The following is a 13,863-nucleotide window of genomic DNA, read 5'->3' on the forward strand; positions in this document are numbered from 1 at the left end:
AGGAGGTAGCGCATGCGGATTACCCAAGGAACCTTTTCCTACCTGCCCGACCTTACCGACGAGGAGATCGAGGCCCAGATCCGCTACATCATCCAGAACGGCTGGGCGGTTTCCATTGAGTACACGGACGACCCCAGCCCCTACAACGTCTACTGGAACATGTGGGGCCTCCCCATGTTTGACCTGGAGGACCCCGCCCCGGCCATGTACGAGTTCCGGCAGTGCCGGGAGGCCTTCCCCAACCACTACATCCGCATCAACGGCTACGACCCCTCCCCCATGTGGCAGGCCCAGCGGGTCTCCTTCATCGCCCACAGGCCCCCGGTGGAGGAGCCCGGCTTCCGCCTGCACCGCCAGGTCTACTCCGACGGGCGCAGGCTCAAGTACACCCTCGAGGCCTACGCCACCATGAAGCCCGCCGGGGAACGGTACCGGGAGGAGTAAGCCCCACGTCCAGGGGTCCCGGCCTGGGCCGGGGCCCCTTGGCCCAAGGGAGGTGGCCCATGCCCGAAGCCCAAGAGCACAACCTGGCGGTGGTGAAGAACCCCGAGATCGAGGCGGTCCTGGAGGGGCTGGACCGGGAGCTGGTGGGCCTTAGGCCGGTGAAGCAGCGCATCCGCGAGATCGCCGCCTACCTCTCCGTGGACAAGCTCCGCCGGGAGCTCGGCCTCACCGCCGACCGGCCCACCCTGCACATGGCCTTCGTGGGGCCGCCCGGCACCGGGAAGACCACGGTGGCCCTGCGCATGGCCACCATCCTCCACAAGCTGGGTTACATCCGCCGCGACCACCTGGTGGTGGCGAGCCGCGACGACCTGGTGGGCCAGTACATCGGCCACACCGCCCCCAAGACCAAGGAGGTCTTGAAGCGGGCCATGGGGGGCGTCCTCTTCATCGACGAGGCCTACAGCCTCTACCGGGCGGAAAACGAACGGGACTACGGCCAGGAGACCATTGAGATCCTCCTTCAGGTCATGGAGAACCAGCGGGAGGACCTGGTGGTGATCCTGGCGGGTTACAAGGACCGCATGGAGGAGTTCTTCGCCCTGAACCCCGGCATGCGTTCCCGCATCGCCCACCACATTGAGTTTCCCCCCTATGCCCCGGAGGAGCTCTTCCAGATCGGCAAGATCATGCTGGAAAAGCAGGGATACCGCTTTGCGCCCGAGGCCGAGGTGGCCTTCCGGGAGTACCTGGAGAGGCGCATGCGCCTTCCCAACTTCGCCTTCGCCCGTAGCGTGCGCAACGCCCTGGACCGCTTCAAGCTGCGCCAGGCCTACCGGCTTTACCAGAAGGCGGGGCCCGTCACCCCTGAGGAGCTCATGACCATCGCGGCCGAGGACATCTACCAAAGCTCCGTCTTCAAGGAAGATAAGGAGGAGGAGGATGCCCCATAGGCCTTTTATGTTAGGCATCGCCGGCGACTCGGGAGCGGGCAAGACCACCATTTCCGGGGGCATTGCCCGGCTTTTGGGGACGGAGCGCACCACCAGCATCTGCGTGGACGACTACCACAAGTACGACCGCAAGCAGCGCAAGGAGCTGGGCATCACCCCCTTGAACCCCGAGTGCAACTACATGGACATCATGGAGCAGCACGTGCGCCTCCTGGCGGAGGGGGAGCCCATCCTGAAGCCCGTCTACAACCACTCCACGGGCACCTTTGACCCCCCGGTGTACGTCCCCGCCCCTAGGGCGGTGGAGGAGGACGGGCGCCTGGTGCCGCGGGTGGTGATCCTGGAGGGCCTCCTCACCCTCTACTCCCCCGCCCTCCGGGGTCGCTACCACCTCACGGTGTACCTGGACCCCGAGGAGGAGCTCAGGCGGGAGTGGAAGGTAAAGCGGGACGTGGCCAAGCGGGGCTACACCCCGGAGGAGGTCCTGGCGGACATAGAGCGGCGCATGCCCGATTCCCGGGCCTTCATCTGGCCGCAGAAGGAGCACGCGGACATCATCGTGCGCTTCTACCGCCCCCCGGGCTACGACCCGGAGAACCCCAGCACCCTGAACGTGCGCATCGCCCTGAAGCACACCCTTCCCCGCCTGGACCTTTCCGAGGTGCTCCACTCCGCCTACGAGGACGAGGCCCTGATCCGCCTGGAGACGCGGCGGGAGGCGGACATCCTGGACATCACGGGAAACGTGACCCCCGAGCAGGCCCAGGCCTTTGAGCGCATCATCTGGGAACACCTGGGGGACCACGCGGAGCACTTTGATCCCAGCCTGGTGGGTACCTTCTGGGACAAGGCGGGGCAGAGCTACCCCCTGGCCCTGACCCAGCTCATCATCGCCTACTATCTGGTTAAGATGCGGGAGCTGGCCATTGAGCGGGGACACCTGCGGGTGGCCTAGGGGGAAGGCATGCTGAAGTTCGCGCCCTCCATCCTCACGGCGGATCTGGCGAGGCTAGGGGAGGCCATTAGGGAGGCCGAGGCGGCCGGGGTGGACTGGATCCACCTGGACGTGATGGACGGGGTCTTCGTCCCCAACCTCACCTTCGGGCCCCTCCTGGTGGAGGCGGTCAGGCGGGTGACCTCCTTGCCCCTGGACGTGCACCTGATGATCGTGCATCCGGAGCGCTACCTGGAGGACTTCGCCCGGGCGGGGGCGGACGTGATCACCGTCCACTACGAGGCCACGCCCCACGCCCACCGGGCGGTGCAGAAGGTGAAGGAGCTGGGGAAGAAGGCGGGGCTGGCCATCAACCCCGCCACCCCCCTCGAGGCCTTTGAGCCCCTTCTGCCCGAGCTGGACCTGGCCCTCCTCATGAGCGTGAACCCGGGGTTTGGCGGGCAGCGCTACATCCCCACCGCCACCTCGAGGCTCAGGCGCCTCAAGGAGATGCGGGACCGGCTGAACCCCGCCTGCCTGATCCAGGTGGACGGGGGCGTGAACAAGGAGACGGTGGCCGAGGTCTACCGGGCGGGGGCGGACGTGGCCGTGGCGGGAAGCGCCCTCTTCAACCGGCGCCCGGTGGCGGAAAACCTGAAGGAGCTCAAGGAGGTGCTCTATGCCCTTGGTGGTGGGTAAGGAGGTTCTGGACAAGGCGCGGCGCGAGGGGTATGCGGTTCCTAGCTTCAACACCAACAACCTGGAGATCACGCAGGCCATCCTCGAGGTGGCCGAAGAGCTCAAGGCCCCGGTCTTCATCCAGGTCTCCGACGGGGCCCGCAAGTACGCGGGCATGGAGAACCTGGCCAACCTGGTGCGGGACATGGCGAGCCGGGTGCGGGTCCCCGTGGTCCTCCACCTGGACCACGGGGCCGACTTCAAGATGGTGATGCAGGCCCTCAGGGCAGGCTTCACCAGCGTGATGATCGACGCCAGCCACCACCCCTTCGCGGAAAACGTGGCCGAGACCAAGAAGGTGGTGGAGGCGGCCCACGCGGTGGGGGTGAGCGTGGAGGCGGAGCTGGGCCGCCTCCAGGGCATCGAGGACAACATCCAGGTCTCCGAGGCGGAGGCCTTTCTCACCGACCCGGAGGAGGCGGAGCGCTTCGTGGCCGAGACGGGGATAGACTACCTGGCCATCGCCATCGGCACCAGCCACGGGGCCTACAAGGGGAAGGGCCGCCCCTACATTGACCACAAGCGCCTGGAGGAGATCAGCAAGCGGGTTGCCCTGCCCTTGGTCCTCCACGGGGCGAGCGGTGTGCCCACCTGGCTCAAGGAAAGGCTCCTGGCCACGGGGGCGGAGCTCAAGGAGGCCACCGGCATCCACGACGAGGACATCAGGAAGGCCATCCCCAACGGCATCGCCAAGATCAACATCGACACCGACCTCCGCCTGGCCATGACCCTGGGCATCCGCGAGGTGGTGACGCAGAACCCCAAGGAGTTTGACCCCCGCAAGATCATCGGCAGGGGGCGGGATTACCTCAAGCAGGTGATCCGGGAAAAGTTTGAACTGATGGGCACCGTGGGCCGGGCCTAGCCTAAGGCAAGGAAGGCCCCCCGCCCCTGGGGCGGGGGGTTTTTGGTCGGGGAGGCCGGATTTGAACCGACGACCACACGCACCCCAAGCGTGTGCGCTACCAGGCTGCGCTACTCCCCGGCGCGCAAAGGTTAGTCTAGTGCCCTCGAGGGCCTCCGTCAAGTAGACTCGGGAACATGGACATCAAGGACGTGCGGCGCCTGGTCCAGTACAGCCCGGAGAAGCTGGCCAAGATCCCGGTGTTCCATTCCGAGCGCATGTTCTTTGACCTCTACGCCCTCCTCCCGGGGCAGGCCCAGAAGGTCCACGCCCACGAGGGCTCCGACAAGGTGTACTACGTGCTGGAGGGGGAGGTGGTGGTCCGGATCGGGGAAGAGGAGGCCCTGCTCGCCCCCGGCATGGCGGCCATGGCCCGGGCGGGGGAGCCCCACGGGGTGCGCAACGAGTCCGCAAGCCCCGCCCTCCTCCTGGTGGTCATGGCCCCCAAGCCCTGACCTTTCACGGGGCTTTCAAGCCCTTCCCCTAACCTAGGGAGGATGGTCCGTAGCCCCCCGGAAGACCTCGCCTTCCTGGCTGAGCTATTGCGCCGCTACCCCGTGCGCCTGGTCTACCGGGGGGCGGTGTTGCCGGAGGGCCCCCTCCGGGGGGAGAAGCTCTTGGAGGAGGGGGATCTGGCCCTCTACTGGGAGGGGGGCCGCCCCCCGAAGGAGGAGGCGCTCGCCACCTTCCGCCTCCTCCTTCGGGCCTTCCAGGAGGTCATGGCCTTAAGGGAGCGGGAGCTCGCCCTCCTAAAGGCCCAGGACGAGACCGCCAGGCTTCTCCGGCTTCTCCTCCACGAGATCAAAAACCCCCTCATGAGCGTGCTTGGAGCCCTGGAGCTCGCCCGGGAGACCGAGGGGCTCGCCCAGGAGGCCAAGGAGCTTCTGGAGATCGCGGAGAAGAGCGCCAGGCGTATTCAAGAGCTTTTGCAGAAGGCGCAGGAGTACCTGAGGCTGGGCCAAGGGGTGCGCCTCAAGAGCGAGCGGGTGGACCTCAAGGCCCTTGTGGGGCGGGCGGCGGAGGAGATTCGGCCCTTGGCCCGGAGGAAGGGCCTTTTCCTGCGCCTCACCCTGCCCCGGTCCGGGGCCTGGGTCTACGGGGACCCGGACTGGCTTTACCAGGCGGTGCTCAACGTGCTCCACAACGCGGTGAAGTACACCCCCGAGGGGGGGCGGGTCTCCCTCCGCCTGCTGGTGGGGCGGGAAAGGTACGGCATCGCCATCGCCGACACCGGCCCCGGGATTCCCAAGGAGGAGCAGGCCAAGGTCTTTGAACCCTTCTACCGGGCCTCCACCCGGGGGGAGGCGGAGGGGACGGGGCTGGGGCTTGCCTTGGTGAAGCGGGTCCTCGAGGCCCACGGGGGGGAGGTGCGCCTGAGGAGCCGCTTGGGCCGGGGGAGCACCTTCCTCCTCCTCCTGCCCAGGCCTAAGCCCGGGCAGCGGGCCCCCGTGGGGCGGCTCCTCCTCCTCGCGGTGGCCCTCATCGCCTTGGCCCGCCTCCCCCTCTTCCCGGCCCCCTTGGGTTCCAAGGCCTTCGGGGAGGTGCCGGCGGGGGAGGTGGTGCGGCTTAGGGGGTTGGAGCTCGCCTTTAGCCCGGACGCAAAGGGGGAGGCCCGGCGCTGGCGGAGCCTTTGGGGCGGGGGAGAGAGGGTGCGGGTGGCCCTGGAAGGCGGGGGGGTGGAGGCGGTGCGGGAGGCCCCCGTGCCCCTCTCCCTCGCCACCCCGGAGGGCGAGGTGCGGCCCACGGGCACCCATTTGCGCTTGAACCGGGCCGAGGGAAGCCGGCTTTCCCTCTACCGGGGCCAGGTGGCCCTGGGGGAAGAGCGCCTCCCTGCCGGGGAGGGGGCGGTGCTGGGCACGGGGGTGCGCCGCAAGCTCCTCCCCGCCCCCCTGGTGCGCCCGGTGGCCGGGGCCGAAGGGGAGGTGGTCTTCCGCCTCCTGGGGCCGGAGGGGGCCCGGGGCTTCCGGGTGGAGGTGCGAAGCGGCGACGCCCTCCTCCTCTCGGCCCCGGTGGAGGGGAACACCTTCCGCTACCTGCCCCAGGGGGACCGGGTGAGCCAGGTGCGGGCCTTTGCCCTGGACGAGGTGGGCCTCGAGGGCTACCCCTCGGACCCCGTGCCCTTCCGGGAGCGGTATAGCTTCTACCAGGGCAAGCGCCGCCTTCCCCAGGATCCCAAGGGGGCGGAGGCCTTCCTCAGGCGGGCGGTGGCCGCCTTCCCGGACGATGCCGAGGCCTTAGGGGAGCTCGGCTTCGCCCTCTACCTGCAGGGCCGCCACGGGGAGGCCAAGCCCCTTTACGAGAGGGCCTTGGCCCTCCTGGAAAGCCCCGACATCCGGGTGCGCCACGGGCGGCTCCTCTACCACATGGGCCGCTACGCCGAGGCGGAGGAGGACTACCGGAGGGTCCTGGCCCAAGACCCCGGCAACCTGGACGCCCGCTGGGGCCTGGCGGAGGTGGTCCTGGCCCTGGGCCGGGCCAAGGAGGCGGAGCTCCTCGCCCGGCAGGTGTTGGGCCTCAAGCCCGACTACCCCCTGGCCCGCTTCACCCTGGCCAAGGCCCTTTTGGAGCAGGGCAGGAAGGAGGAGGCGAAAAGGCTCTTACAGGAGGAGCTTCGGCGCCACCCGAACCCCGAGGTGGCGGCCCTCTTGGGGAAAATAGAATGAGCCGGATGGCCCGGGTTTTGGTGGTGGAGGACGACCCTGCCGTGGCCCAGGTGCTGGAGTTGGCCCTGAAGCGGGCGGGGTATGGCGTGCTCGTGGCCCGGGATTTCCTCTCGGGCAAGCGGGCCTTGGAGGAAGGGACGTACGAGGCCGTGGTCCTGGACCTGAACCTGCCCGGGGGCTTTGGCCTGGACCTCCTGCGCCACCTGCGGCAGGAGCTTGGGCGCTCCGTTCCCGTGGTGGTCCTTTCCGGGCTCAGGCAGGAGCACCACGTGCTGGAGGCCCTAAGGCTTGGGGCCCAGGACTACCTCACCAAGCCCTTCAGCCCCAAGGAGCTGGTCCTTCGCCTGGAGCGGCATGTGGCGGCGCGGTGAAGGGGTCTATGCCCTCATCGTGGCCTCGGTGGTGAGCCTCGAGGCCCTGGCCCTGGGCGGGCTGGTCCTGGTCTTCTCCGCCCGGCTTTGGGGGGCGGTGGGCTATGGCCCCGTGGCCTGGACCCTCTGGCAGAGCCTCGCCCTTACCGGCCTGGCCCTGGGGGTGCTCTCCGGCTATGTCCTCCTTTACCACACCTATACCGCCTGGAGGGAGGGCCGGGCCCGGGCCGCTTACCAGGCCTGGCTTGCCCGCTTCACGGAGGCCCTGTTGGAGGAGAAGGAGCCGCCCTCTCCTCCCTGGCCCGAGGAGGCGGTGGAGGCCCTTTTGGCCTTGCGGGAAAGCCTTAGGGGGGAGTACGGGGAACGGCTTTCCGCCTGGCTCCGGGAGGTCCTTCCCCGGTGGCGGCGGAGGCTTTTGGGCCGCTTCGCCTCCCGGGCCACCCGCCTCGAGGCCCTGGACGCCCTGGCCCAGGCCCGGCTGGCCGAGGCCTTGCCCCTGGTCCTCCCCTACCTCAGACACCCGGACCCCGTCCTCCGCCTGGCCGCGGCCCGGGCCGCCTCCCGGCTGGCCCCGAAGGAGGCGGCACTGGCCCTGGCCTCAGGCCTCCTGCAGGCCGCCTTGCCCCGGGGGGCCCTCTTGGAGGTGCTCCTCCTCCTGGAGGACCGGGCGGACCCCGTGGTGCGCCACTTCCTGGAGGAGGGGGGAGGGGAGGAGGCCTGGGCGGCCCTGGAGGCCTTGGGCAGGCTCAGGCTCTTGGGCCTGGCGGGGGAGGCGGAGCGCTTCCTCCACCACCCTGACCCCGAGCTTAGAGCGGCGGCCATGCGGGCCTTGGCCCGCCTCGGTTACGCCCCCGAGGGCCTTTGGGAGGTGGTCCTGGCCCACCTCCAGGCTCCCGAGGACTTCCTGCGCCTTCAGGCCGTGCGCCTCCTGCCCTTGGTGGGGGGAGAGGTGGCCCGGCGGGCCCTGTGGCGGGCCCTCTCCGACCCCTCCTTCTACGTGCGCCGGGGGGCGGCGGAGGCCTTAAGGTCCCTGGACCCCGGGCTCCTCCGCCAAGCGGCCCAGGCCCACCCCGACCCCTACGGCCGCGCCATGGCGGAACAGGTGTTGCGGAAGGAGACGTGAGCGCGCTGGCGTTCCTCCTTTTCACCTACCAGGTCTTTGTCCTCTTTTACTTTGCCACCCTCAACTTCCTGTACGCCCTCTTCGCCCTCTTCGGCATCCGCATGGTGGCCCGCTACGCCCGGGAGCTCTCCGAGCTCGCCCTCAAGGACCTCTTGGAGCGGGAGGCCTACCTGCCCGTGTCCATCCTGGTGCCCACCTACAACGAGGAGAAGACCATCGTGGCCTCGGTGCGCTCCTTCCTGAGCCTCCACTACCCGGAGTTTGAGGTGATCGTGGTGGCCGACGGCCCCAAGGACCGCACCCTGGAGGTCCTCAAGGAAGCCTTCCGCCTGGTGCCGGTGGAGGTGGCCTTCCGCAAGGCGGTGCCCACCAAGCCCATCCGGGCCATCTACCGCTCCCTCCTTCACCCCAACCTCCTCGTGGTGGACAAGGAAAACGGGGGCAAGGCCGACGCCTTGAACGCCGGGCTCAACCTGGCCCGCTACCCCCTTTTCTGCGGGGTGGATGCCGATAGCCTCCTGGACGCCCAGGCCCTCCTGCGGGCGAGCCGCCTCTTCCTGGAGGACGACCGGGTGCTGGCCGTGGGGGGGACGATAAGGCCCCTGAACGGGGCCAGGGTGCGGGGCGGGGTGGTGGAGACCCTAAGCCTCCCCCGGGGTTTTGTAGAGAAGATGCAGGTGATTGAGTACGCCCGGGCCTTCTTCCTGGGGCGCGCCGGGTGGAGCGCCATGAACGCCCTGCTCATCATCTCCGGGGCCTTTGGGGTTTTCCGCCGCCAGGAGGTCTTGCGGGTGGGCGGGTACCGCACGGACACCGTGGGGGAGGACATGGAGCTCGTGGTCCGCCTCCACCGCCGGGCCCGGGAGGAGGAAAGGGAGTACCGCATCCTCTACACCCCGGACCCCATCTGCTACACGGAGGTGCCCGCGGACTGGGCCACCCTGAGGCGCCAGCGCAACCGCTGGCACCGGGGGCTATGGGAGGTGCTCTGGCTCCACCGGGCCATGCTCTTCAACCCCCGGTACGGGCGCCTGGGCCTCGTGGCCACGCCCTACTTTTTCCTCTTTGAGGCCCTGGGTCCTGTGGTGGAGGTGGTGGGGTACGTGCTGCTTCCGGTTTTCTACGCCTTGGGGCTTTTGCACGCGGAGTTCGCCTTCCTTTTCCTCCTCCTGGCCGTGGGCTACGGCGTCCTCCTCTCGCAGCTTGGGGTGGGGATGGAGACCTTGCTCCTGAAGCGCTACCCCCGGCTACGCGACCGCCTCTGGCTCCTCCTCCTCAGCGTGGTGGAGGGGGCGGGCTACCGCCAGCTTTTGGCCTTGGAGCGCTTTTGGGCCACTTTCCAGGTGTGGCGCAAGCGGGGGGTGTGGGGGGAGATGCGGCGCAAGGGCCTAGCCTCTACCGAGGCGGAGGGCCACCAGCAGCCTTAGGCCCAAGGAGAGGAGGAGGGGCAGGTGGTAGGGGCTTGGCCCCAGGCCGAGCCCCGCCACGCCCCCGGCCAGGAGGCTACCCGCTAGCCCTCCCAGGCCCAGGGCCAACCAGAAAAGGGCCAGGTAGCCGTTCCGGGCCTCCTTGGGCGTCTGGGCTAGGGCGGCGTTGACCAAGGCGGTGCCCAGGCCGCTCCAGGCCAGGGCATCGGCGAGGGCGGAAAGCCAGATGGGCCAGGGGAACGCCTGGGATCCCAGGAGCCAGAGGCTGGGCATCAGGGCGGCCACCATCCCCGCGCGGAAAAGGACCACCCCGTGCCCCCTCTGGTCGGCCAACCGGCCCCACATGGGCCCGAAGACGAGGCCGCTTGTGGCTGAGATCACCGTCCAGAGGCCGATCTCGGTCATGGAGAGGCCGCCCACCCGCACGAAGTAGGGGATGACGAAGGGCCCCCCCACCATCACCGCCCCGTACCACAGGAAGACCAGCCCCAGGTACCGGCGGTAAGCCCCATCTTGCCAGGCCCGGAGGAGGGCCGCCCTGGCGGGGGGTGGGGGGGACTCGAGGGGCTCGGCCTGCAGGCGGAGGAGGAGGATGGAGGCGAGTCCCGCCGCCACGCCCAGAAGGAGGACCGCCTGGTAGCCGAGAGGGGAGGGGAGCCGGTCGGCCACCACGCCCCCCAGGAGGTTGCCCAGGGTGCCCACCAGGCCCAAGAGGGCGTTCCTTAGGCCGAAGTAGCGTCCCCGTTTTTCCTCGGGCACCAGGTCGGCCATCCAGGAGAGCCAAAGGACCCCAACGGGGGCCGCCAGGAGCTGGGAAGCCCCGGCGAAGAGGAGCAGGAAGGGCACCCTCAGGCCTTCCGGGAGGAAGGCGGCGAGCACGGCGGGCAGGAAGAGGAGGCGGGCCACCAGGTTTAGGCGCACCGCCAGGGCCTTGCGGCTTCCCCTTAGGAAGAGGGCCGAGGGGGCCAGAAGCTGGGCCAGAAAGGGTAAGGCGCCCAAAAGGGCCAGGGCCTGGGGCGAGGCCCCCAGGGCCAGGGCGTAGCCGGTAAGCATCACCCCGGTGCTCCAGTTGATGAAGAGGATGGCCAGGGTCCCTTCCCAGATGGAAAGCCTCAAGGAGCGCTCCGGTTCCACCCTCCGATTATCCTTGAACCCGGTAGAATTTGTGCCATGGAGACCGCCGTCACCCGCATGCTGGGTATCCGCTACCCCATCGTGGCCGCCCCCATGTTCCTGGTTTCCGGGGCCAGGCTCCTCCAGGCCGTGGCCGAGGCGGGCGGGATCGGGGTGATCCCGAGCCTAAACTTCCGCACCCACGCCGCCTTCCGGGAGTTCCTGGAGAACTTCCCGCAAGGGGTGCCCTTCGGGGTGAACCTCATCCTGAAGGATAACCCCCGCCTCGAGGAGGACCTCCAGGCGGTGGTGGAGCGAAGGGTGCCCCTGGTGGTCACCTCCCTGGGAGACCCCAGCCGGGTGGTGGAGCGGGTCAAGGCCTACGGCGGGGTGGTCTGGTGCGACGTGGTGGGCCTGCGCCACGGGAAGAAGGCGGTGGCCGCCGGGGCGGATGCCCTGGTGGCCGTGGCCTGTGGGGCCGGGGGGCACGCGGGGCCGGTGAGCCCCTTTGTCCTCGGGCCCTGGCTTCGGGAGGAGCTCGGGGTGCCGGTCCTCATCGCCGGGGGCATCGCCACGGGGCGGCAGCTCCTCGCCGCCTTGGCCCTGGGGGACGGGGCCTACATCGGCACCCGCTTCATCGCCACCCAGGAGTCGGAGGCCCCCCTGGCCTACAAGGAGGCCCTCCTCCGGGCCACCCCGGAGGACGTCCAGTACACCCCGGAGGTCACCGGGGTGCCCGCCAACTTCCTAAGGGAGTCCCTGGAGCGCTTCCGCCAGGCTGGGGGGAAGGCCTGGAAGGAGGTTTACTCCGCCGGGCACGGGGTGGCCTTCATCCGGGAGATCCCCTCCGCCAAGGAGGTGGTGGCCCGGCTTTGGGCCGAGTACCAGGAGGCCAAGCGGAACCTGCCCTAGGGCGGGTATCCTGGAGCAGACGGCCGGGGCTACCCCAGGGCCTTTCCTCGAGGGAACATGCGCGCGGGGTTGGCTTTGCTCCTGTTCTTGGGCCTTGCGGTGGCCCAGTACGACCTGGTGGTCTACGGGGCCACCCCCCAGGGGGTGGCGGCGGCGGTGGCGGGAGCCCAGGAGGGCCTGAAGGTGCTCCTCCTGGAGCCCGGGCCGGGCGTGGGGGGGGTGCTCACGCAAGGGTGGCTCGCCACCTTGGACCTGGCCAAGGACCGGGAGGGCCTGCTCCAAAGGGGGCTTTTCCTGGACTTCTACCGCCGCCTGGGGGGAGAGGCGTCCTTTGACGTGCGCCGGGCGGAGGAGGTCCTCCTCGCCCTGCTCCGGGAGGCGGGGGTGGAGCTTCGCCTCGAGGCCTCCCTGGACCGGGTGGAGGTGGAGGGGGGAAGCCTCACCCTTCTGGCCACGCCGGGGGGCACGTACCAGGCCCCCTACTTCGTGGACGCCAGCGACACCGCCGAGCTGGCCTTCCGCGCCGGGGCGGGCTTTACCTGGGGCCGCGAGGACACAGGGCTGGACGGGCGGAGCATGGCCGCCACCTTGGTCTTCCGCCTGGAGGGGGTGCCCTGGGGGGCGGTCTTCCTGGCCCTGAACTACGAGGGCCAGGTCCGGCGCACGGGGGCCGGGGCCTGGGGGAAGAGCGGCTGGGGTTTCGGGGACCTGGTACGGGGGTACGCGCCCTCGGACCCGGGCCGCTACGCCCTCAGGGGCTTGAACCTGAGCCGCCAGGATGACGGGAGCCTCCTGGTGAACGCCCTTCTCCTCTTCGGGGTGGAGGGGGATCCCCTGGGCCTGGAGCGGCTACGGCGGGAGGCGGCTTTGGAGGCGGAGCGGGTGGTGGCCTACCTGCGGGAGAAAGACCCCCTGGTCTTCGGCACCGCGCGTCTGGGCGGGGTAGCCCCCGCCCTTTACCTCCGGGAGACCCGCCACCTCAGGGCCCTTTACCGCCTGCGTGCGGAGGAGGTGCTCCTGGGGCGGAACTTCCCCGATGCCGTGGCCCTGGGGGGCTACCCCATGGACGGCCAGGCGTACTACCCGGGAGAGACCCCTTACCTTCTCGGTACCCCCGCCCCCTACGGGGTTCCCTTCCGCACCCTGGTGCCCCAGGAGGTCAAAAACCTCCTGGTGGTCTCCCAGGCCGCGGGCTTTGACAGCGTGGCCGCCTTCTCCGCCCGGGTGGTGCCCCTGCAGATGGCCTTGGGGGAGGCGGCGGGGGTGGCGGCGGCCCTCTTGCGCAGGGCCCCCCAGGCGGGCATCCTAAAGGTGCCCCTGGGCAGCTTCCAGGAGCTGGCCCAAAGTCCAAGCGGGATGGAGGCGCTCCGCAGGAGGCTTTTGCAGCGGGGCGCGCGCCTGGCTTCCCCGGAACGGGGAGGGGAGGCGGAAAGGCCCGGCTACCGGGAGGCGGTGGCCCTCCTCCGCCGGGGCCTTTTCGCCGGGCCCTATTACCTAAAGGGTTCCCTGGGCCTTTCCGACCCCATCCTTTTGGGGGACTTTCTGGCCAACCTGGAGCACTACTACCGGGCCAGGGGGCCGGAAGAGCGCCTGCGGGTGGTGCTCAAGGCCCGGGAGCTTTACCGGGAGGAGTTGCAAAAACCCCTGAGGCGCACCCTCTTGAACCAGCTCCTCCAGGCCCTAGGGGAGGCCAAGGTCCCCGGCGGGGAGGGGGTGGCCCGGGGGGAGGCGGCCCTCCTCCTGTACCGCCTTCTGCCATAATGGGCTAAGGTGCTGGGAATCCTGCTCCTCCCCGAGTTCTCCGAGCTGGAGGCGGCCTTGGGCCTCGAGGCGGCAAGGCGCCTGGAGTTTCCCGTCTACACCGTGGCCAAGGGGCGCAAGGGCATCCCGGCCCTGGCGGGGGCCATCTGGACCCCCACCTATGCCTTTCCCGCCGCCCCCCCGCCCCGGGCGCTTCTGGTCCCGGGGGCCAGGCGGCCTGGGCGCATGGCAAAGGACCCCACCTACCTGGCTTTCCTGGAGGAGGTGTGGGAGGGCTTGGAGGCGGTCTTCGTGGGCTATAACGGCCACCTCTTCCTGGCGGAGGCGGGGAGGCTCCCGCCGGTGGTGGCGGCGGGAGAGAAGGTGGCGGAGGCCTTGGCGGGGCGGGGCTACCGGGTGGTGGGGGAGCCCTTTCACCGGGAGGACAAGGTGTACACCACCACGGGGGGGCTCGCCCTCCTCAGGGCCTTGGAGGACTGGGCCCACAAAGCGGTTGTGCTCTGAGTTTAGACTGCCGTAC

At 69.6% G+C, this 13,863-nt stretch carries 14 protein-coding genes and 1 tRNA gene; 13 read left to right on the top strand and 2 right to left on the bottom strand.

Translation table 11 applies throughout. From position 1 onward, the window contains the following. Positions 1 to 12 precede the first annotated feature (12 nt). Genes ACYQ0J_RS12920 through fba form a run of 5 tightly spaced genes read left to right on the top strand, consistent with a single transcriptional unit; the run spans position 13 to position 3,934 of the window. The gene (locus tag ACYQ0J_RS12920) at positions 13 to 444 is read left to right on the top strand and encodes a ribulose bisphosphate carboxylase small subunit (RefSeq protein WP_460172518.1); all 432 of its coding nucleotides are present in this window, start codon (positions 13 to 15) and stop codon (positions 442 to 444) included. 59 nt (positions 445 to 503) lie between these two features. Then, positions 504 to 1,397 carry an AAA family ATPase gene (locus tag ACYQ0J_RS12925; RefSeq protein ID WP_460172519.1) on the top strand — a complete coding sequence of 298 codons (894 nt, stop codon included), beginning with the start codon at positions 504 to 506 and terminating at the stop codon, positions 1,395 to 1,397. A gap of 7 nt (positions 1,398 to 1,404) precedes the next feature. Continuing rightward, complete coding sequence (locus ACYQ0J_RS12930) at positions 1,405 to 2,352, top strand: phosphoribulokinase (RefSeq protein WP_460172520.1); 948 nt, start codon at positions 1,405 to 1,407, stop codon at positions 2,350 to 2,352. 9 nt (positions 2,353 to 2,361) lie between these two features. Then, positions 2,362 to 3,030, top strand: a complete 669-nt coding sequence (rpe, locus tag ACYQ0J_RS12935) for a ribulose-phosphate 3-epimerase (RefSeq protein WP_460172521.1) — start codon at positions 2,362 to 2,364, stop codon at positions 3,028 to 3,030. Next, a complete protein-coding gene (fba, locus tag ACYQ0J_RS12940) occupies positions 3,011 to 3,934 on the top strand; it encodes a class II fructose-1,6-bisphosphate aldolase (protein WP_460172522.1) in 924 nt (307 codons plus the stop codon). The genes rpe and fba overlap by 20 nt, the downstream gene beginning before the upstream one ends. A gap of 43 nt (positions 3,935 to 3,977) precedes the next feature. Here the strand turns inward: fba and ACYQ0J_RS12945 are convergent. Then, positions 3,978 to 4,054, bottom strand: a tRNA-Pro gene (locus tag ACYQ0J_RS12945). A gap of 56 nt (positions 4,055 to 4,110) precedes the next feature. Between ACYQ0J_RS12945 and ACYQ0J_RS12950 the strand changes: the two genes are divergently transcribed. From ACYQ0J_RS12950 to ACYQ0J_RS12970, 5 genes are read left to right on the top strand one after another with little or no spacing between them, the layout of a single operon-like run. After that, positions 4,111 to 4,428, top strand: coding sequence for a cupin domain-containing protein (locus ACYQ0J_RS12950; protein WP_460172523.1), 318 nt, complete (start codon positions 4,111 to 4,113; stop codon positions 4,426 to 4,428). Between the two features lie 42 nt (positions 4,429 to 4,470). Next, on the top strand, positions 4,471 to 6,636 hold the full coding sequence (locus ACYQ0J_RS12955) for an ATP-binding protein (protein WP_460172524.1): 2,166 nt from the start codon (positions 4,471 to 4,473) through the stop codon (positions 6,634 to 6,636). Between the two features lie 5 nt (positions 6,637 to 6,641). Beyond that, a complete protein-coding gene (locus ACYQ0J_RS12960; protein ID WP_460172525.1) occupies positions 6,642 to 7,007 on the top strand; it encodes a response regulator transcription factor in 366 nt (121 codons plus the stop codon). Then, positions 6,991 to 8,130 (top strand): HEAT repeat domain-containing protein, encoded by a 1,140-nt coding sequence (locus tag ACYQ0J_RS12965; protein ID WP_460172526.1) that lies wholly within the window; start codon positions 6,991 to 6,993, stop codon positions 8,128 to 8,130. The genes ACYQ0J_RS12960 and ACYQ0J_RS12965 overlap by 17 nt, the downstream gene beginning before the upstream one ends. After that, on the top strand, positions 8,127 to 9,557 hold the full coding sequence (locus ACYQ0J_RS12970; protein WP_460172527.1) for a glycosyltransferase family 2 protein: 1,431 nt from the start codon (positions 8,127 to 8,129) through the stop codon (positions 9,555 to 9,557). Before ACYQ0J_RS12965 ends, ACYQ0J_RS12970 begins: the two co-directional genes overlap by 4 nt. Here ACYQ0J_RS12970 and ACYQ0J_RS12975 read toward each other — a convergent pair. Beyond that, positions 9,519 to 10,691: an MFS transporter gene (locus ACYQ0J_RS12975; protein WP_460172528.1), complete on the bottom strand. Its 1,173-nt coding sequence runs from the start codon at positions 10,689 to 10,691 to the stop codon at positions 9,519 to 9,521. The genes ACYQ0J_RS12970 and ACYQ0J_RS12975 overlap by 39 nt on opposite strands. Before the next feature lie 36 nt (positions 10,692 to 10,727). Here ACYQ0J_RS12975 and ACYQ0J_RS12980 point away from each other — a divergent pair, with 36 nt between their 5' ends. Genes ACYQ0J_RS12980 through ACYQ0J_RS12990 form a run of 3 tightly spaced genes read left to right on the top strand, consistent with a single transcriptional unit; the run spans position 10,728 to position 13,847 of the window. Continuing rightward, positions 10,728 to 11,582, top strand: coding sequence for an NAD(P)H-dependent flavin oxidoreductase (locus ACYQ0J_RS12980; protein ID WP_460172529.1), 855 nt, complete (start codon positions 10,728 to 10,730; stop codon positions 11,580 to 11,582). 57 nt (positions 11,583 to 11,639) lie between these two features. Beyond that, positions 11,640 to 13,343, top strand: a complete 1,704-nt coding sequence (locus ACYQ0J_RS12985) for an FAD-dependent oxidoreductase (protein ID WP_460172530.1) — start codon at positions 11,640 to 11,642, stop codon at positions 13,341 to 13,343. Between the two features lie 9 nt (positions 13,344 to 13,352). Next, positions 13,353 to 13,847, top strand: a complete 495-nt coding sequence (locus ACYQ0J_RS12990) for a type 1 glutamine amidotransferase family protein (protein ID WP_460172531.1) — start codon at positions 13,353 to 13,355, stop codon at positions 13,845 to 13,847. The last annotated feature ends 16 nt before the right edge of the window (positions 13,848 to 13,863 follow it).

It is taken from the genome of Thermus sp. FJN-A (assembly GCF_054655095.1).